The sequence below is a fragment of the Bradyrhizobium sp. CCBAU 21365 genome (assembly GCF_015291305.1).
Lineage (GTDB): Bacteria > Pseudomonadota > Alphaproteobacteria > Rhizobiales > Xanthobacteraceae > Bradyrhizobium > Bradyrhizobium elkanii.
This window is the reverse complement of the sequence record NZ_CP030036.1, coordinates 6245485-6264501: the sequence shown is the minus strand read 5'-3', so window position 1 is coordinate 6264501 and position 19017 is coordinate 6245485. Positions and strand designations below refer to the sequence as shown.

Genomic DNA, 19017 nt, shown 5'->3' with positions numbered 1-19017 from the left:
TGGGTGCGGCAAATTTGATGCGAGCTTGTCCGGCTGGTTGCCATCATACTGGTCCAAGAACTGACGCGACCAATGACGGATTGGTGAATGCTGCGACGAATTTTCCTCCTGGCGATTCTGGCCGGCGTAATCGGCTTTGGCGTGTTCTGGTGGCTGACGATCCCCGCGACCGTCGCCGCCGACGCGCTGCCTGCCTATCAGCCTGACCTGGCCAATGGCCTCACAACGTTCAATGCCGGGGGATGTTCCTCCTGCCATGCCGTGCCGAAGCAGGACGACCGCACACGGCTCGGCGGTGGGCTCGCGATCCCCTCGCCATTCGGCACCTTCTATGCGCCGAACATCTCGCCCGACCCGAACGACGGCATCGGCCGCTGGAGCGAGGCCGATTTCGTCACGGCGGTCATGAAGGGCACCTCGCCATCGGGTGCGCACTATTTCCCGGCGTTTCCGTACCCGTCCTATCAGCACGCCAAGGTCAGCGATGTGCGCGACCTGTTCGCCTATCTGAAGACCTTGCCGCCGGTCGCCGGCAAGGTGCGCGACCACGATTTGCCGTTTCTCTTCAACATCAGGCGCAATGTCGGCGTCTGGAAGTTGCTGTTCATGAACGGCAAGCCGTTCATCGCGGATGCAAGCCGCTCCGCGCATTGGTATCGCGGCGCCTATCTCGTCAACAGCTTCGGCCACTGCGCCGAGTGCCACAGCCCGCGCAATGTCCTCGGCGGCATCGTCACCGCGCAGCGCTTCGCCGGTGGTCCGAATCCGGACGGCGAAGGCTGGGTGCCCAACATCACGCCGAGGGGGATCTCGGACTGGAGTGTGAAGGATATCGCCTATTTCCTCGAGAGCGGCCAGACGCCGGACGGAGACTCCGCCGGTGGGTCGATGGTGCGCGTGATCCGCAACACCTCGCAACTGTCGTCGTCCGACCGCGACGCGATCGCCGAGTACATCAAGTCGCTGCCGCCGGTCGAGGGACCGCCGAAGCCGGTGAAGAAAGAGAAGGAGAAGGAGTCGTAAAGCAGGATGAGCTTTGGTTGAACCGGCTCGCCGCGGTTTCGGTTCACCTCTCCCAAAGGCGAGGTGAACTTTCGACGCCGTTCAAGCTCGACTCAATCTCATCATGCTCTCGTGGACGCGTCCTACTTCGCGCCGAACGCCTTGAAGGTGATGATGGTGAGGGTGTCCTGGATGCCCGGGATCACCTGAACCTTCTCGTTGATGAAATGGCCGATGTCGGTGTCGTGGTCGACGTAGAACTTGACCAGAAGGTCGTAATTGCCCGCGGTGGAATAGATCTCGGACGCAATCTCGGCCTCCGCCAGCGCGTTGGCGACGGTGTAGGACTGGCCGAGCTTGCATTTGATCTGGACGAAGAAAGGAACCATCAAAGTCGTCTCCGGGGATTTCCGCGACTATAGGCCCAAAACGGGCGGCCAAGGCAAGGGGCGAGGCAAGGGGGCAAGGCGAGGCCAACTCGCGGTAAAGTCAGGCGAACTTGCCGTCGATCCGCGGCCGGGCTAGGACAGGCCATGGTCTTGTTCGCGATGGTCGCATTCGTATCAACCGCCGGTGCTGCAAGATGACGCCGGTCGCGCTCACCATTGCCGGCTCGGATTCCTCGGGCGGGGCGGGCATCCAGGCCGACCTCAAGAGCTTTGCCGCGCTCGGGGTGTATGGCGCCTCCGCGATCACGGCGCTGACTGCGCAGAACACCACGGGGGTCAGCGGCATCCATCCGGTGCCTGCGTCATTCGTCACCGCCCAGATCGATGCGGTGTTCTCCGACCTCGCGGTCGGCGCGGTCAAGATCGGCATGGTGGCACAGGCCGAGACGATCGCGGCGATCGCCGACGGGCTGATGCGCTGGGCGCCGCGCCATGTCGTGCTCGATCCGGTGATGGTCGCGACCTCGGGCGATCGGCTGCTTGCCGTCGAGGCGGTCGATGCGCTGAAGACCCTGCTGTTTCCGCTGGCCTCGCTGATCACGCCGAACCTGCCGGAAGCGGCGGCGCTGCTCAACGAACCGGTTGCCGAGAGCGAGGCCGACGTCGAGCGACAAGGCAAGCGATTGCTGGCGATGGGCTGTCGCGCGGTGCTGGTCAAGGGCGGCCACGGCCACGGCGCCGACAGCATCGACTATCTGATCGACGCCGAGCGCAGCATCGCGCTGGCTGCGCCGCGCATTGCGACCGCCAATACGCATGGCACCGGCTGCTCGCTGTCCTCGGCAATCGCAGCAGGGCTCGCGAAGGGCGAGAGCATGGAGACCTCCGTGCGCAACGCCAAGGCCTGGATCACCGAAGCAATCGCCGCTGCCGATCGTTTTGCCGTCGGCCACGGCCACGGGCCGGTGCATCACTTTCACAAATATTACTGAAGCCCGGAGCTGCGTAGCCCGGATGGAGCCAACGGGTCGCGCGAACGCGCGCCCGATGACAGGCTCCGCGAAATCCGGGAACAGATCATCCGCGGACGCAGAACCCGGATTGCGCTTCGCTCCATCCGGGCTACGCACCGCGCGGGTCGTTCCATCGCGTTACGCAGCCAACACAACGCCTCTTCCACACAGCCGCGACCGCCGATGTCGCCAGATTGTCGCACGCTGCTGTTATCCGCAGGGCAGGGGCGTACTGCTGATTCTCGTTAACTGTTTGTGGGGCTTTGGGTCACGGGGATCGTCATCGCCTTGTCACAGGAATCTGTTAGGTGCACAGGCATGGGAAGTGACTCCTTGAGTGAAGAAAGTCCAGAGCGGCACTTTCGCACTTTGTTTATCTCCGATGTCCATCTCGGAGCCCGCGGTTCGCAAGCCGACCGCCTGCTGGACTTCCTCCGCTCTCACGATGCCGACACGATCTACCTCGTTGGTGATATCGTCGACGGCTGGGCGCTGAAGTCGAACTGGTACTGGCCGCAGACCCATAACGATTTCGTGCAGAAGATGCTGCGCAAGGCGCGCAAGGGCGCCAAGGTGATCTACGTCCCGGGCAACCACGACGAGTTCCTGCGCAAATATTACGGCACGCATTTCGGCGGCATCGACGTGGTGGAGAACACCGTTCACACCGGTGCCGACGGCAAGCGCTACCTCGTGATCCACGGCGACATCTTCGACCTCGTGGTGCAGAACGCGCGCTGGCTCGCCCATCTTGGCGACAAGGCCTACGACTTCGCGATCCAGATGAATCGCTTCGTCAACTTCTTCCGCAAGATGTTCGGCGTGCCGTACTGGTCGCTGTCGCAATGGGCCAAGCTGAAGGTCAAGAAGGCGGTGAACTATATCGGCGCGTTCGAGGCGACGCTTGCCGGCGAGGCGCGGCGCCACGGCTGCGACGGCGTGATCTGCGGCCACATCCACTACGCGACGATTCATGACGAGCACGGCATCCGCTACATGAATTGCGGCGACTGGGTGGAGAGCTGCACCGCGCTCGCCGAGCACGAGGACGGCCATTTCGAGATCATCAGCTGGACCGACCCGGTGCGCCGGATCGCGCCAGCTCCGCGAGTGACGGCACGCGCTGCATGACGCATATCCTGGTCGCGACCGATGCGTGGCATCCCCAGGTCAACGGGGTTGTCCGCACGCTGACCATGATGGCACAGGCGGCGAAATCGCTCGGCGTCGAGGTGAGCTTCCTGACGCCGGACGAGTTCCGCACCTTCGCGATGCCGAGCTATCGCGATCTCCGGCTGGCGCTGCCGTACCGGGCCAAGGTCGCAAGTCTGATCGAGGCGGCGAGGCCCGACAGCATCCATATCGCGACCGAGGGCCCGATCGGGCTTGCGGTGCGCCGCTATTGCCGCAAGCGCGGCCTGCCGTTCACGACGAGCTTCCATACCCGCTTCCCCGAATACGTCTCGGCGCGGACGCCGGTCCCGGAAGCCTGGGTGTGGCGCGCGCTGCGCTGGTTCCACAGGCCGAGCCGGGCGGTGATGGCGGCGACCCCGGCGCTGGCAGCCGAGTTGCGCCAGCGCGGCTTCCGCAACGTGGTGCTGTGGTCGCGCGGCGTCGATACCGCGCTGTTCCATCCGCGCGACGTCGATCTCTGCCTGCCGCAGCCGGTCTATCTCAGCGTCGGCCGGGTGGCGGTGGAGAAGAATCTGGAGACCTTCCTCGAGCTCGATTTGCCGGGAACCAAGGTCGTGGTCGGCGACGGCCCGGCGCGGGCGGCGCTGGAGCGGAAATATCCGGACGCCGTGTTCCTCGGCGCCCGCCATGGGGAAGAATTGGCTGAGATCTACGCCGCGGCCGATGTGTTCGTTTTCCCGAGCCGGACCGATACGTTCGGTCTGGTGCTGCTTGAAGCGTTGGCGAGCGGCCTGCCGGTTGCCGCTTTTCCGGTCACCGGTCCCCGCGACGTGATCGGCGCGGCGCCGGTCGGTGTGCTCGACGAGGATCTGCGCCATGCCTGCCTCGAGGCGCTCAGCATCCCGCGGCAGGCCTGCGTCGATTTTGCCGCGCTCCACACCTGGCAGGCGTCGGCCCGGGTGTTCATCGACCGTTGCATGAACGTCCGTCCCGCGCCGCCGGATGGCGAGGGGGAGGCGTTCGAATTCGGTGCCGAAGAGCACCATTTCGCCGTCCTGCCGGCACCTCAGCCGAACTCACGCTAGTCAGGTCACGCTAAAGCGTCTTGCCCGCCAGCCCGTCGCCGCGATACAAATCGCGAATGACGGACACCGTTCTCAATCCACCCGTCGCTGCCGCGGACATCGATGCTGCCGCAAGGGTGGTTGCGCCGTTCGCGGTGCGCACGCCGCTCCTGACCTTCCCCGTTCTCAACGAACGCGTCGGCAGCCAGGTTTTCCTCAAGCCCGAAATGCTGCAGCGGACCGGATCGTTCAAGTTTCGCGGCGCCTTCAACAAGCTCGCCTCGATCCCGCAGGACAAGCGGAGCGGCGGCGTCGTCGCGTTCTCCTCGGGCAACCACGCCCAGGGCGTCGCCGCGGCGGCCAAGATCCTCAACATGCAGGCGACCATCGTGATGCCTGCGGACTCGCCGATCACCAAGCGCGAGCGCACCAAATCCTATGGCGCCGAAGTCGTGCTCTACGACCGCGATCGCGACGACCGCGAGGCGATCGCCAACGGCATTGCCGGCAAGCGCGGCGCGACCTTGGTGCGCCCCTACGACGATCCCTTCGTGATCGCGGGCCAGGGCACCGCCGGCCGCGAGATCGCCGAAGACATGGCTGCGCTCGGGCTGACGCCCGACATCGTGGTCGCGCCGGCTTCGGGCGGCGGATTGATCGCCGGCGTCGCAACCGCGGTGAAGGCGAAATATCCGCAGGCCCAGGTGATCGTCGCCGAGCCCGCGGGCTATGACGATCACGCTCTGTCGCTCAAGGTCGGGCATCGCGAGGCGCATCCAGTCGCGGCGCGGACCATCTGCGATGCGCTGATGGCGATGATGCCGGGCGAACTGACCTTCGCCATCAACAGCAAGCTGCTCGCAAATGGCGTCAACGCCACCGATGACGAAGTCGGCGCCGCCGTTGCCTTCGCCTATCGCGAGCTGAAGCTCGTGGTCGAGCCCGGCGGCGCGGTCGGGCTCGCCGCGCTGCTTGCCGGGCGGATCGATGCCAAGGGCAAGAACGTCGTTATCGTGCTGTCGGGCGGCAATGTCGACGCCGACCTGTTCGCGAAACTCGTTGCCTGACGCCGGGTTAGGCACAGATGCTGCCGCGGTACATGAGCTGGCTCACGTTGCGTGTGCAGGCCCACGGGACATGAATGCTTCGCGCGCCAGTCGTCTTGCGCGGGTCAAGCCCGGCAATGACCGGATATGAAAAGTCGAGGTTACGAGAAGAACGCGATCTTCTCGGCCTGGCTCATGCGGCGGATCGGCGCGAGTGGATCGTTGGCCGCGACGCTTGGCCTTTTCAGAAGACCGCTGGCGATGATCGTCGAGCCGAGTGAGATCTCCGCTGCGGGAGCAGCAGCCTCAACGGTGGGCGGGAGAGGCGGCGGCATCACCAGAGTTTCGGCAATCGGCGCTGCGGCCAGCGGTGACGGCTCGATCTTGACTTCGGCCCTGACCTCGACCGTCGGCGCGGGCGCCGGCTCGGGCTGAATGGCCGGCGCAACCATTTCCGGCTCGACCGCCATCGCCTCGGCGACGCCCATCGCTTCCGCGATGCGCATCTCCTCGGCGGCGCGCATTTCCTCTGCGATCGCCTCTTCGTCGATCGGATCGGGCGCACCCATCTCCATCGCGATCAGGTCGAGCACCGCCTCGTCATGGGCGTCGGCCGCCGCTTCGTCGCTGACGCGGGCGAGCTCTGCGGCCTCGGCTTCGGTCAGTGCGGCTTCAGCCTTGATCCAGGCTTCGCTCGGCTGTGGCATGACGGCCGTAGCGGCCTCGGTGCCGGGAATCGCGGCTTCGACGTTCGGCGTCGCAGCGGCTTCCTGAGGCGGCGCTGGCGGCGTGGCGGCCATATCGGGGGCTGCACTTTCAGCCACCGGTGGCGGCGCGGCGGCCGCTGCCGGCGGCTCCGCAACCGGCGCCTCGGCCACATCAGGCTCGGCCGCAGGCGTCGCCGCCTTGTCCGGATCGAACTCGCTCAGGCGGCGGGCCAGCGCAGCGAAGCCGGCATCCAGCACGGCCTTGGCATCGTCCATCGAGACCTCGGCGGCGCCGGCCTCGATCGCGCTGACCTGCGAATCGATGATGTCGCAGATCCGGCCGTCATTGCCGATCTCGCGCAACCGCCAGGAGATCTCCCTGATCACCCGCACGCCCTTGCGCACCGGCGCGAGGCTCTGCTCGAAGCTGATGCCGTCGAGCGCGGCCATGGCCGAGGCCTGGGCGGCTTCGATTGCGCCGCGCAGGGCGGCCAGCGCCTGCGCCAGCTGCTCGTCCCTGATCGCCGCTGCGGCGGCTTGCCGCTGCGCGCTGAGGCTTTCCTCGATCCGCACCACCGCATCGAGCACCATGCGGGTATCGGCATTGCGGTTGCGCTTGGCGTATTCGCCGAGGAACCAGCGGCCCCGCGAAGTCTCCATGAAGGCCGCGCTGATCGCGGCATAGTCCTCCTCGCTCGGCAGGGCCGCGCGGGCGGATATCGGCGACAGGGCGAATGCTTCTTCGGCCATCACAATCTCTCCGCGCAAATCACTGCGCGTTACGCTAACGATCACCACGATATCGCGCGAATCGCAATTGAATTGATGTCTTCCGAATCACAAATCCCCATTGCAGCAAAGGTTGCATCGCGGCGATTCGCGAACCGACTCGCGGCATTCTACGCCACGCTGTTCGGCATGACCGGGGTTCACCTGCCGTTTTTCACGGTGTGGCTGAAGGCGATCGGCATCGACGCCACCTGGATCGGCATCATTACCGCGGTGCCGCCGGTGACGCGCTTCACCGTGCTGCCGCTGGTCACCGCGGCGGCGGAACGGCGCCAGATGCTGCGCGGGGCGATCATCGCCACCGGATTCGCCACGGCGTTCGGCTTTGCCGTGATCGGCACCCAGCGCCAGCCGTTCGTGCTGCTGGCGATCTATGCGCTGACCTGCTGCGTCTGGACGCCGATGGTGCCGCTCACCGACGCCTATGCGCTGCGCGGCGTCAGGCAATTCGGCCTCAGCTACGGACCGCTGCGGCTCTGGGGCTCGGCCGCCTTCGCGGTCTGCGCGCTGCTGAGCGGCTTCCTGCTCCGCTATGTCGCGGAGGTCGACCTGATCTGGATCATCACGGCCGTGACGGTGCTCGGCGCGCTGGTCGGGTTGACGCTGCGGCCGCTGGGCCGCCGAGTGGCAGCCGTCACACCTGCGGCCGGCGCGCCAAAACTGCTGCGCAATCCCACCTTCCTCGCCATCATCGTATCCTCGGCGCTGATCCAGGGCAGCCACGGCGCCTATTACATCTTCGCATCGATTGCCTGGCAGCAGGCCGGCTTCAGCGGCCTGACGATCGCGTGTCTCTGGGTGCTCGGCGTGATCGCCGAGATCGTGCTGTTTGCGGCCTCGCCGCGCTTCACGCTGCCGTCGGCGGTGCTGGTGATGATCGCAGCCTCCAGTGCCGCGGCGCGCTGGGCGATCACCGCGCAGGACCCGCCGCTTGCGGTGCTTGCCGTGGTCCAGCTCGGACATGGGCTGAGCTTCGGCCTGACGCAGGTCGGCATCATGGGCCTGATGGTGCATCACGTGCCGGTTCACGTGATGGCGCGCGCGCAAGGCTATCTCACCGCCTGCGGCGGCATTGTCGCGAGCACCACCGCGATCGTCAGCGGCATGGTCTATGCGCGCTTCGGGCTCGGCGTCTACGACATGATGGCCGCAATGGCGGCCACGGGCGGGCTCGTGATGTGGCTGGCGCGCAAGCGCTTCATAGCGTTTTCAAGCGAAGTGGGGACCGGTTCGCGCTAGGAAAACGCGTCAACAAGAGAGCCGGTTAGCCCCAGAGCGCGGCGTCGGGCGGATGGACCAGGCTGCCCTCGTAGCGCAGGCCGTGGTCGCGGTCCCTGGCCAGCAGCAGCGGGCCGTCGAGGTCGACGAAGCGGGCCTGCTGCGCGATCAGCATCGCCGGTGCCATCGCGAGCGAGGTCGCGACCATGCAGCCGATCATGATCTCGAAGCCGAGCGCACGGGCGGCATCCGCCATCGCCAGCGCTTCGGTCAGGCCGCCGGTCTTGTCGAGCTTGATGTTGACGGCGTCATAGCGGCCGCGCAGGCCGGCAAGCGAGCCACGGTCGTGCACGCTCTCGTCGGCGCAGACCGCAACCGGGCGCGGGATCCGCGCCAGCGCCTCGTCCTTGCCCGCCGGCAGCGGCTGCTCGATCAGGGTGACGCCGGCATCGGCGCAGGCCGCGAGGTTGGCGGCGAGGTTATCCTCGGTCCAGGCTTCGTTGGCATCGACGATCAGCTCGGATCGAGGCGCCGCCTTGCGCACGGCGGCGATCCGTGCGCCGTCGCCATCGCCGCCGAGCTTGATCTTGAGCAACTGACGATGCGCAGCCTTCGCGGTGGCCTCCGCCATCGCCTCGGGCGTCCCGAGCGAGATCGTATAGGCGGTGGTGCGCGGCTCCGGCGCGGGCCGGCCGAGCAGGTTCCAGATCCGTTTGCCGGCGCGTTTGGCCTCAAGGTCCGCCAGCGCGCAATCCAGCGCATTGCGGGCGGCGCCGGCGGGCATCCGCTCCTGCAAGGGGATGCGGTCCATGCCGCCGGCGAGCGGCGCCTGCATCGCCTGGATCGCCAGCAGCGTCGCCTCGGGCGTTTCGCCATAGCGCGGGTAGGGCACGCATTCGCCGCGGCCAATGAGGCCGCCCTGGCTTACCTCGGCGACCACCACGATGGCCTCGGTCTTGGCGCCGCGGCTGATCGTGAAGGTCCCCGCGATCGGCCAGCGCTCGATCCGACCGGTCAGGGAAATCGCTCCGGATGGGGTGGAAGTCATTTTAAAGTCTACTATTTCCTGAACCGTGGCTTGCGACGCGCAGCCAACTATGGCTGGTTAGCGGCAGATTCGACAAGCCGATCCGGCAACGCCGGAGATCAGCGTTAGCGGCAGCCAGCCGGCTTGAGGGGTAGGCAAAAGGTGAGCGGCGACCCGACACTGGAGCGGATAGCCCAAGGCGAAGGACTGGCGTTGTGTGCGGCGGGCAACTGGACCGCCCGCTTTGCCCCTGCGCTCGAGCGGATCGTCTCCGACGCGGAGAAGCTGCGCGGGAGCCGGCCGCACATTTTCATCGACGTGTCGCAGGTCGCGAGCCTCGACACCTTCGGCGCCTGGCTGATCGAGCGGCTGCGCCGCAGCCTCAGCGACGCCAGCGCGGAAGCCGAGATCGCCGGCCTGTCGGCCAATTATTCCAGCCTGGTCGACGAGGTCCGCCGCGTCGGTCCCGCGCCCAGGGTGGTCAGCGACCCGCTGTCGATATCAGGCATGCTCGAGCAGATCGGGCGCACCGTGGCCGGGATCGGCGGCACGATCATCGGCCTCGTCGACATGCTCGGCGCGGTGCTGGCGGCCTCCGGCAAGGTGCTGATCCATCCGCGCAGCTTCCGCCTGACCTCGACGGTGCATCACCTCGAGCAGGTGTGCTGGCGCGCGGTGCCGATCGTGGTGCTGATCACCTTCCTGATCGGCTGCATCATCTCGCAGCAGGGCATCTTCCATTTCCGCAGGTTCGGCGCCGACATCTTCGTCGTCGACATGCTGGGCGTCCTGGTGCTGCGCGAGATCGGCGTGCTCTTGGTCGCGATCATGGTCGCGGGCCGTTCCGGCTCCGCCTATACCGCCGAGCTCGGCTCGATGAAGATGCGCGAGGAGATCGACGCGCTGCGCACCATGGGCTTCGATCCGATCGAGGTCCTGATCCTGCCGCGCATGCTGGCGCTGGTGCTGGCGCTGCCGATCCTGGCCTTTCTCGGCGCGATGGCCGCGCTCTATGGCGGCGGCCTGGTGGCCTGGCTCTATGGCGGCGTCGATCCGGAGGCCTTCCTGCTCCGCCTTCGTGATGCCATATCGATCGACCATTTCATCGTCGGCATGGTCAAGGCGCCGGTCATGGCGGCGGTGATCGGTATCGTCGCCTGCGTCGAAGGCCTGGCGGTACAGGGTTCGGCGGAGTCGCTCGGACAGCACACCACCGCATCGGTGGTGAAAGGAATCTTCTTCGTGATCGTGATGGACGGCGTGTTCGCGATCTTCTTCGCCTCGATCGGGATGTGATCATGGCGGAAGAGGACAACGACGCCATCATCCGGGTCCGCGACATCACGGTTCAATTCGGCAACACGCGGGTGCTCGACGGCCTCAACCTCGACGTCAGGCGCGGCGAGATCCTCGGCTTCGTCGGGCCCTCGGGCGCCGGCAAGTCGGTGCTGACGCGCACCATCATCGGGCTCGTGCCGAAGGTCGCCGGCCGCATCGAAGTGTTCGGCGTCGATCTCGACGCCGCGAGCACCTCGCAGCGCCGTGCCGTCGAGCGCCGCTGGGGCATCCTGTTCCAGCAGGGCGCGCTGTTCTCCTCGCTCACGGTGCGCCAGAACATCCAGTTTCCGGCGCGCGAGTATCTGCGCGTCTCGCAGCGGCTGCTCGACGAGATCATGGTGGCGAAACTCGTGATGGTCGGGCTGAAGCCGGAAGTCGCCGATCGTTATCCGTCGGAATTGTCGGGCGGCATGATCAAGCGCGTCGCGCTGGCGCGGGCACTCGCGCTCGATCCAGAACTCGTGTTTCTCGACGAGCCGACCTCGGGTCTCGATCCGATCGGCGCCGGCGAGTTTGACGAGCTGGTGCGCACCCTGCAGCGCACTTTGGGGCTGACCGTTTTCATGGTAACGCACGATCTCGACAGTCTTTACACCGCGTGCGACCGTATCGCCGTTTTAGGGAACGGTAAGATCATTGCTGCAGGATCGATCGCCGACATGAAGGCATCGCAGCATCCATGGCTGCAGCAATATTTCAACGGCAAGCGCGCCCGTGCCGTTGTGGCCTAGCCCATGATCCCGAAACCTGGAGCCGATTTTCGGACGAGATCATGCGCCAACAGGGAATTCGACGGGTTCGAGCGCAGCCGGCTGCGCGAGGGCCCAAGAGTGATTAACGCGAGTAATTGATGGAAACGCGGGCGAACTACGTCTTGATCGGGGCTTTCACGCTGGCGGTGATCGCCGCCGCGTTCGGCTTCGTGCTGTGGTTCCAGAGCCTCCACACCACCAAGCAGCGCAGCCCCTTGCGGGTGATCTTCGAAGGGCCGGCGTCAGGCCTGCGCAACGGCGGCAATGTCAATTTTAACGGTATTCGGATAGGGGAAGTGGTCTCCGTGAAGCTCGACAACCCGCGACGCGTGGTCGCGCTGGCGATGATCGAGAACAACGCACCGCTCCGCAAGGACACCCTGGTCGGTCTCGAGTTCCAGGGGCTCACCGGCGTCGCCGCGATTTCGCTTAAGGGCGGCGAGGAGGCCGCCCCGCCGGTGCCGCTGGACGAGGACGGCATCCCGGTTCTGACCGCCGACCCGAATGCGCTGCAGGACGTCACCGAGGCGATCCGCGCCACCCTGCAAAACGTCAACCGCATCGTCGCCGACAATCAGCAGTCGGTGAAGAATTCGCTGAAGAATCTCGAGGTCTTCACCCAGGCGCTGGCGCGCAATTCCGAGAAGATCGACAACGTCATGCTCAAGGTCGACGGCGTGATGGGCAAGGCCGACAGCCTGATGCTGGGCCTCAATGCGATCGCGGGCGGCAACAATGGCAGCGAGCTGAACCTGATGGTGAAGTCGATCCGCGAGCTCGCCGAGGATCTCGACAAGCGCTCCAATCTCCTGATCAACGACGGTCGCAGGACGCTGTCCGACATCAGCCGCGCGGTGAACAATTTCGACCGCAACCCGAGCCGGGTGATCTTCGGCGGCAGCAACAACGCCGCACCCGAGCCCGCGCCGGCTCCGGCGGCACCCGGGCCGCGGCGGCGGCAGTAGTGACGTAGTGGGCGAATAGCGAATAGGGTTCGCTCCTGAGCGGATCCGTCATTGCGAGCGAAGCAACTCGTAGCCCGGATGGAGCGAAGCGCAATCCGGGGTCAACTCCGCCGCGGCACTGCCCCGGATTTCGCTGCGCTCCATCCGGGCTACGGCTCGTTGCATTCGCGTGACCGCGGCTGAGCCGGCCGACTGCGAATCCAATTCCGAGCCCAAAACAAAAACGGAGACCTTTCGGTCTCCGTTTTCCATTCGCTATTCGCTACTCACTATTCGCTTACTTCGCAGCTTATCCCAGCCGGCCCGCGGCGTGCGCGAGCAGGGTGTAGACCAGCCCGGTCTCCGAGGTCAGGTGGCTGCTCAGCTCCTGCTGGCCGCGGCCGTCGCGGGCGACTTCGTCGAGCAGGCGCTCGAACTCCGCGATGTAGCGGTCGACCGTCTGCTTGAAGCCGCGGTCGGAGCGGTACTTGCGGGCCACCTCATCGAAGGCCTTCTGGCCGGCCGGCGTGTAGAGGCGCTTGGAGAACGCCTTGTTCTCGCCGCGCTGGTAGCGATCCCACATCTCGGCCGCAAGCGTGCGGTCCATCAGCCGGCCGATGTCGAGCGACAGCGACTCCAGCGGATTGACCGGCTGCTGCTGCGGACGCGGGCGCTGCTGGGCGTCGCGGCTCTGCGGGGCGGGCGGCGGCGCGTCGCTGCGGTTGAGCAGGTCGGACAGCCAGCCGTCGCCGTTGTTGTTGGGTTCAGCCGGGCTGACCGGCGGGGCCTCGGTGCGGCGCGAGCTCGCCATGCCGAGATCCGGCGGCGGCAGCGTCGAGGCGCTGTTGCCATTGTCCCGCATGCGCACATCGCCGCGGCCGCCGCCGGCAGCCATCACCGGCTCCTCGTGGCGAACGCTGGCGCGGTTGGTTGAGACCACGTCGAGTCCGCGGCCGTGATGAGCGACGATGCGGTTCAGCTCGGCCAGCGCCTCGATCTGGTCGACGATCACCTTGCGCATCTGCGCGGTGTTCTCGGCCGCCTCCTGCGGCATCTCGAGCACGCCGCGGCGCAGCTCGTTGCGGGTGGCCTCGAGCTCGTTGTGCATCTCGCTCGCCATCTGCTTCATCGCCGTGACCATCGCGGAGAATTTCTCCGTCGATTCCTTGAACATCGCATCGGTCTCGGCATTGCTCTGCTGGTAGAGGTCGTTCATGGCGTCTACGGTCTGCTGACGCTCGTTCTCGGCTGCCTGGCGCACCGCCTCGAACTGCCTGCTGATCGCAGCCGAACCGGCGCCTGCGGTCTCCGCCACCACGCGGGCGATGTCGCGGGCACGTTCCTCGGCCGCTCCGAGCGATTCATCGAGCAGCCCGGTGAAGCGCGACAGCCGCTGGTCGAGATCGGTGGTGCGAAGGTCGATGGTCGTGACCAGCGCTTCCAGCGCCGACTTGCGCTCGCTGACGGAGGCCGTCGTCGAGCGGTTGGCCTGCTCGACCACGGCAGCCGCATCGATCAGCGCCTTGCCATGGGTCTCGAACTGGCTCGACAGCGCGCCGAGATCTTCCAGCGCCTTGCCGGTCTTGCTGTTGAACACCGTGAGCTGGTCTTCCAGCGTCTGGGTTGCCACGCCGTTGCGCGAGGTGACGTCGTTCATGGCGGACACGAAGTCGGCCACGCGGGTCACCAGCGCGCGCTCCAGCGAGTTGAGGTTGTCGTGGGCGCCGGTCAACACTTCCTGCAAGAGGATGTTGCCTTCGCGCAGCCGCTCGAACAGCGCGACCGTATCGGTGCGCAGGATCTTGCTGGTCTCCTGCATCTCCGTGACGGCCGAGATCGAGACCTGGCGCGACTGGTCGATCGCCGCGCGCGAGGCCTGCTCGAGCTCCTTGAGCGACTTCGCCACCGCGCCGGTCGCCTGATCGCCGGCCGTGGTGATGTTGCGCGCGACATCGCTGCCGTGGGCCGACATCGACTGCGAGAAGGCGAGGCCGCGGGTTTCGATCGCCTTCAGCGCGTCCGCGGTGGCGCGATCCATGTCGCTCGACAGCTGCGTGGTCTTGGCGGTCAGCGCCTCGACCAGCGAGCCGCGGCGGCCGTCGACCATCTGCGACAGACGCTCGGTCTGCTGCTGCACATAGGTGACGATCTCGTCGGTCTTGCCGGTCATCGCCGAGCCGAAGGCGCTGGAGGCCGACAGCACCGAACGCTCGATGTCGGCGGAGGTCGTCTTGACCTTGGTCGAGACCTCGTTGGACATGGTGATCAGCGCGGCCTGGGCGTTCTGCGCCGAGGTCTGGATGTTGTCGGTGGTCTTGGCCGTGACCGCACCCAGCGCGCGCTCGATATCGGTCGAGAGCGTGCGGATCTGGGCGGCGGCATCGGCGGAGGTCGCCGCAAACGAGCTCTGGGCCTCGCGGGCGCTGCCCAGGATGGTCTGCGCAGTCTCCGCGCTGGCTGTGGTCAGCGAGCGCTCGATCTCGGCGGAGATCTCGCGGATCTGGCTTGCGGCCTCGCTGGAGGTTGCCACGAACGAGCTCTGGGCATCGCGGGCGCTGCCGAGGATCGCCTGCGCGGTGTTGGTGCCGACCGAGGTCAGGGTGCGCTCGACATCGACGGCCAGCGACTTGACGTGGTTGGCTGCTTCCGTCGACGCGGTGACGAGGGTGTTCTGCGCCTCGCGGGCGCCGGCCGTCAGCATCTCGACGGTGCCGGAGCCGGCCATCGACAGCGCACGCTGGATGTCGGCGGCAAGCGCCGACACCTTGGTCGCAGCCTCGGTCGACGCGTTGACCAGGGTGCTCTGGGCCTCACGCGCACCTGATGTGATCGATTCCGCGGTGGCGGAGCCGGCCATCGACAGCGAACGTTCCATATCGGCCGCCAGCGAGCGGACCAGATCGGTGGCCTCGGTGGATGCGCCGGCCAGTGTGCTCTGGGCCTCGCGGGCGGAAGCGACAACGGCTTCCGCGGTGGCGGAGCCCGCCATCGACAGCGAGCGCTCGATGTCGGCCGACAGCGTGCGGACCAGATTGGCCGCGTCGGTCGACGCGCCGGCCAGCGTGCTCTGGGCCTCGCGAGCGGAGGCGACGACGGCTTCCGCGGTGGCGGAGCCCGCCATCGACAGCGAGCGCTCGATGTCGGCCGACAGCGTGCGCACCAGATTGGTGGCGTCGGTCGACGCGCCGGCCAGCGTGCTCTGGGCTTCGCGGGCGGAGGCGACGATGGATTCCGCGGTGGCGGTGCCGGCGGTCGAGAGCGAGTGCTGCACCTCGGCCGCGAGCGTGCGGACCAGGTTGGCGGCTTCGGTGGATGCACCGGTAAGCGTGCTCTGGGCCTCGCGAGCGGAGGCGACGACGGCTTCCGCGGTCGCGGTGCCGGCCATCGAGAGCGAACGCTCGACGTCGCTGGCGAGCGACTTGACCTGGCCGGTGACGTCGGTCGACGTCGAGATCAGCGTGGTCTGGGCCTCGCGGGCACCGGTCATGATCGCCTCGGCGGCGGCAGAGCCGGCCATCGACAGCGACTGCTCGACATCGGTGGCCAGCGACTTGACCTGGCTTGCGGCCTCGACCGAGGCGCTGACCAGCGTGGTCTGCGCGTCGCGGGCGCCGGACAGCACGGAAGCTGCGGTGGCGCTGCCGGCCGCCTGCAGCGTGCGCTCGACATCCTCGGACAGCGCCTTGATCTGCGAGGCGACGTCGCCGGAGGCCGAGACCAGCGACACCTGGGCGTCGCGGGCACTGGTGAGGATCGAGTTGGCGGCGCTGGTACCGACGGCGGTCAGCACGCTCTCGACCTCGGCCGAGCTCAGCTTGAGCTGGTTGCCGACGTCCGCGGACACCGTGAGCAGCGCCTGCTGCGCGGTGCGCGCGCCGGTCTGGATGGTTTCGCTGGTGTTGACCACGAGGTTGGTCAGCGAGCGCTCGGCGTCCTCGACATGGGACTTGATGCTCGACGACAACAGCTCGGCGCGGGACATCAGGTCATCGCTCGCCTGGCGGCCGCTGCTCTCGATGCGGCCGGCGACGGCCTCGACGCGCGAACCCAGGAGGTCCTCGAACTGCGCGACGCGGGTGTCGATGTCGCCGGCGATGACGCCGACGCGGCTCTCGATGCCCTGCTGGATGTCGGCGAAGCGCGCCGAGATGGTGTCGGTCAGGCTCGCGCTGTGACCATTGATGGTGTCGGCGAGGCGGGTGCTGTGGCCGTTGAGGGTGTCGACCAGGCGGACGCTGTGGCCGTCGATGGTCTCGGTGACGCCGTTGATGCGATGGTCGACCGCGGCGATCGCCTGCACGGTGCCTTCGGTCAGGGTGGTGGTGAGCAGGCCAAGCCGCGAGTCGATCGACTGGATCGCCTGGGAGGCGCCGTCGGTCAGCTGGGTCGCGAGCGTGCCGAGATGGCCGTCGATGGTCTCGGTGACCGACTTGGCGCGGCTCTCGAAGGTGACTTCGAGGGACTTCATGCGGCCGTCGATCGCATCATCGAGCGATTGCAGACGGCCGTCGAACGAGCCGATCTTGCTGGCAAGCGAACTGTCGAACGACGACAGCTTGTCGGTCAGCGAGGCGTCGAGATTGGTGACGCGGCTGCCGAGCGTGGTCTCGAACTGCAGCAGGCGCTGGTCGAGCGAGGCGGTGATCTCGCCGCTGTTGGTGGTGACACGATGGTCGAAGGTGTCGACATAGGTCTTCAGGCTGTCGGCGATGTCCTGGGTCCGCTGGCCCATGCGCTCGACGATGTCGCCGCCGAAGGTCTTCACCGTGCGGTCGAATTCCGAGATGTGGCGGGTGATCAGCGCGCCGAGCGTGCCGGAGTCGCGGGCGAATTTCTCGGCGAGCTCGCTGCCATGGTTCTTCACCAGGTCGTCGAACGCGCTCATCTGCAGCGACAGCGAGTCGTGCGCGGTCTCGGTCTGGCCCACCACCTTGGCGACCAGCGAGTTGACGGTGACGTCGAGCGCCTCGCTCGCCTTGTCGCCGGACGTCAGGATCTGGCCGGCGAGGCGGTTGCCGGCGTCGTCGATCTTGCTGACGAGGTCGTTGCTGCGCAGCTCGAGCTCGAGCAGCAGCGAGTCCGCGGAGTTCTTCAGGGAATCGTGGACCTCTTCGGTGCGGTCGGAGATGCCGTCGACGATGACGGACGAACGCTGCTCGAACTCGCCGGTGATGCGGTCGATGCGCTCGTTCAGCAGCTCGTGGACGCGATCGGCCAGATCGACGAACTCGTCGTGGACGTGGCCGGTCTTGAAGTTGAGGCTGGTGGTCAGCCGCTCGGAGGCATCCATCACCGCGCGCGTGGTCTCGGCGCTGGCTTCCTCGAGGCGGTCGAGCAGGTCGCCGCCGCGCTCGCCGAGCGCGAGGATCATGTTGTCGCCGGCATGGCTCAGCGCGGTCGTGATGTGCTGGCCGCGCTCTTCCAGCGCGCCGGTGATGCTCTTGGCGACCTCGTCGACGCGCGAGGCGATCGCGTCCGAGATCAGCGCGATGTCGTGGCGCAGGTCGATCTGCACGCCGGAGATCGCGCTGCGCACCTGCTCGGCCTGGCCGACCAGATTGTCGCGCTGGTGGGCGATGTCCTGCAGCAGCGCGCGGATGCGCACCTCGTTGTCGGAATAGGCGCGTTCCAGCGCCGCGACCTCGTTGGCAACGAGGGTCTCGAGTTCGCCGGCGCGCGCGATCGCGCGCTCGACGCCATCGCCCATCGCCGCGACCTCGCGGCGGATCGCCTGGCCGACCGTCACCATGGAATCGGCGGCGGCGTTTTCCGGCTCGGAGAAGCGCATCGCGACCTGCGCCATCGATTGCGCGATCATCTGCATGCGCTGACCGTGCGAGGCGAGGCTGGCGAGATAGTAGAACAGCAGGATCGGCACGGCGAACAGCGCGGCAAGGCCGGCGAGCACCAGGACGCCGGTGCCCTGGGCCATCGAGGCCTGCAGGGCCGGCCAGAACGCGACGGTGAGAATCACGCCGCCCAGCAGCCAGGCGCCGGAGCAGACAAAGAACAGCGTGAAGGCGTTGCGCGCGCGTCCTCCCTGCAGCGTCTGCAGCATCTGGCCGATGGTTTCGCGATCGTCGTTGGCGGCGCGGCGCGGCGCGCGCGGTTCTTCGATCGGCTCGAACGCCGAACGATCGGTATTGTTCGGACGGGACTCGAACGATGCGGCTGAAAAATCGGCCGCGGGCGGCGGCAGGTTCGGCGGCGCGGCGCCTTCGTTGAGGGGGCTGCGATTCTCCGCGCCCTGTTCGCTGATGTTGAGGGCTTCCTGGATAGCAGAAAGCGCGACTTCGGTGGGATCTTTGACCTTCTTGGGAGTGTTCGCCATGTTCAGTCTGAGCCCTCTCACTATTTTACGCGTCGGCGAGCCTGCGATCGTCCCCACGCAAGCTCGAAGCCGGTGCCCACAAGCGGAGGCAAGCGCCCCCCTGGGCGGCTTGTCCGCTACATCCGCAAACATCCTATTGGGAGAGCGATGCGAATGAAATGCTTGCGATTAATACTTTCTTAATCATCGTTAACAGCTTTGCGCCATAAGGCCTTATGGGTACTCGAAATTCCGGCCGTAGCGCGTCGATTGTGTCCAGAAAT

At 66.7% G+C, this 19017-nt stretch carries 13 protein-coding genes; 9 read left to right on the top strand and 4 right to left on the bottom strand.

Annotated features, from left to right (window positions below; all coding sequences use genetic code 11):
* The first annotated feature begins 87 nt into the window (after window positions 1–87).
* Window positions 88–1023 carry a cytochrome c gene (locus XI02_RS29555; protein ID WP_016845985.1) on the top strand — a complete coding sequence of 312 codons (936 nt, stop codon included), beginning with the start codon at window positions 88–90 and terminating at the stop codon, window positions 1021–1023.
* Between the two features lie 122 nt (window positions 1024–1145).
* Here the strand turns inward: XI02_RS29555 and XI02_RS29550 are convergent, their stop codons facing one another.
* The gene (locus XI02_RS29550; RefSeq protein ID WP_016845986.1) at window positions 1146–1391 is read right to left on the bottom strand and encodes an Lrp/AsnC ligand binding domain-containing protein; all 246 of its coding nucleotides are present in this window, start codon (window positions 1389–1391) and stop codon (window positions 1146–1148) included.
* A gap of 194 nt (window positions 1392–1585) precedes the next feature.
* On the opposite strand from XI02_RS29550, the gene thiD reads away from it, so the two are divergent.
* The 4 genes from thiD to XI02_RS29530 all read left to right on the top strand — a co-directional run bounded on the left by thiD (window position 1586) and on the right by XI02_RS29530 (window position 5669).
* Window positions 1586–2383 carry a bifunctional hydroxymethylpyrimidine kinase/phosphomethylpyrimidine kinase gene (gene thiD, locus XI02_RS29545; RefSeq protein ID WP_075968999.1) on the top strand — a complete coding sequence of 266 codons (798 nt, stop codon included), beginning with the start codon at window positions 1586–1588 and terminating at the stop codon, window positions 2381–2383.
* Between the two features lie 339 nt (window positions 2384–2722).
* Window positions 2723–3535, top strand: coding sequence for a UDP-2,3-diacylglucosamine diphosphatase (locus tag XI02_RS29540; protein ID WP_050994092.1), 813 nt, complete (start codon window positions 2723–2725; stop codon window positions 3533–3535).
* A complete protein-coding gene (locus XI02_RS29535; RefSeq protein ID WP_172647661.1) occupies window positions 3532–4623 on the top strand; it encodes a glycosyltransferase family 1 protein in 1092 nt (363 codons plus the stop codon). Before XI02_RS29540 ends, XI02_RS29535 begins: the two co-directional genes overlap by 4 nt.
* Before the next feature lie 56 nt (window positions 4624–4679).
* Window positions 4680–5669 carry a threonine/serine dehydratase gene (locus XI02_RS29530; RefSeq protein WP_016841247.1) on the top strand — a complete coding sequence of 330 codons (990 nt, stop codon included), beginning with the start codon at window positions 4680–4682 and terminating at the stop codon, window positions 5667–5669.
* Window positions 5670–5809: 140 nt separating this feature from the next.
* Here the strand turns inward: XI02_RS29530 and XI02_RS29525 are convergent, their stop codons facing one another.
* A complete protein-coding gene (locus tag XI02_RS29525) occupies window positions 5810–7105 on the bottom strand; it encodes a hypothetical protein (RefSeq protein WP_172647662.1) in 1296 nt (431 codons plus the stop codon).
* 75 nt (window positions 7106–7180) lie between these two features.
* Here XI02_RS29525 and XI02_RS29520 point away from each other — a divergent pair, with 75 nt between their 5' ends.
* Window positions 7181–8383: an MFS transporter gene (locus tag XI02_RS29520; RefSeq protein ID WP_016841245.1), complete on the top strand. Its 1203-nt coding sequence runs from the start codon at window positions 7181–7183 to the stop codon at window positions 8381–8383.
* Between the two features lie 25 nt (window positions 8384–8408).
* On the opposite strand, the gene dgcA is transcribed toward XI02_RS29520, so the two are convergent.
* A complete protein-coding gene (gene dgcA / locus XI02_RS29515) occupies window positions 8409–9410 on the bottom strand; it encodes an N-acetyl-D-Glu racemase DgcA (protein ID WP_016841244.1) in 1002 nt (333 codons plus the stop codon).
* Window positions 9411–9551: 141 nt separating this feature from the next.
* Between dgcA and XI02_RS29510 the strand changes: the two genes are divergently transcribed.
* The 3 genes from XI02_RS29510 to XI02_RS29500 all read left to right on the top strand — a co-directional run bounded on the left by XI02_RS29510 (window position 9552) and on the right by XI02_RS29500 (window position 12444).
* Window positions 9552–10685: an ABC transporter permease gene (locus tag XI02_RS29510; RefSeq protein WP_038380720.1), complete on the top strand. Its 1134-nt coding sequence runs from the start codon at window positions 9552–9554 to the stop codon at window positions 10683–10685.
* 2 nt (window positions 10686–10687) lie between these two features.
* Window positions 10688–11458: an ABC transporter ATP-binding protein gene (locus XI02_RS29505; protein ID WP_028338275.1), complete on the top strand. Its 771-nt coding sequence runs from the start codon at window positions 10688–10690 to the stop codon at window positions 11456–11458.
* Window positions 11459–11577: 119 nt separating this feature from the next.
* Entirely contained in the window at window positions 11578–12444 is an 867-nt protein-coding gene (locus XI02_RS29500; protein ID WP_018272595.1) for an MlaD family protein, read from the top strand.
* Window positions 12445–12733: 289 nt separating this feature from the next.
* On the opposite strand, the gene XI02_RS29495 is transcribed toward XI02_RS29500, so the two are convergent.
* The gene (locus tag XI02_RS29495) at window positions 12734–18754 is read right to left on the bottom strand and encodes a negative regulator of septation ring formation (RefSeq protein ID WP_179077276.1); all 6021 of its coding nucleotides are present in this window, start codon (window positions 18752–18754) and stop codon (window positions 12734–12736) included.
* Window positions 18755–19017 lie beyond the last annotated feature (263 nt).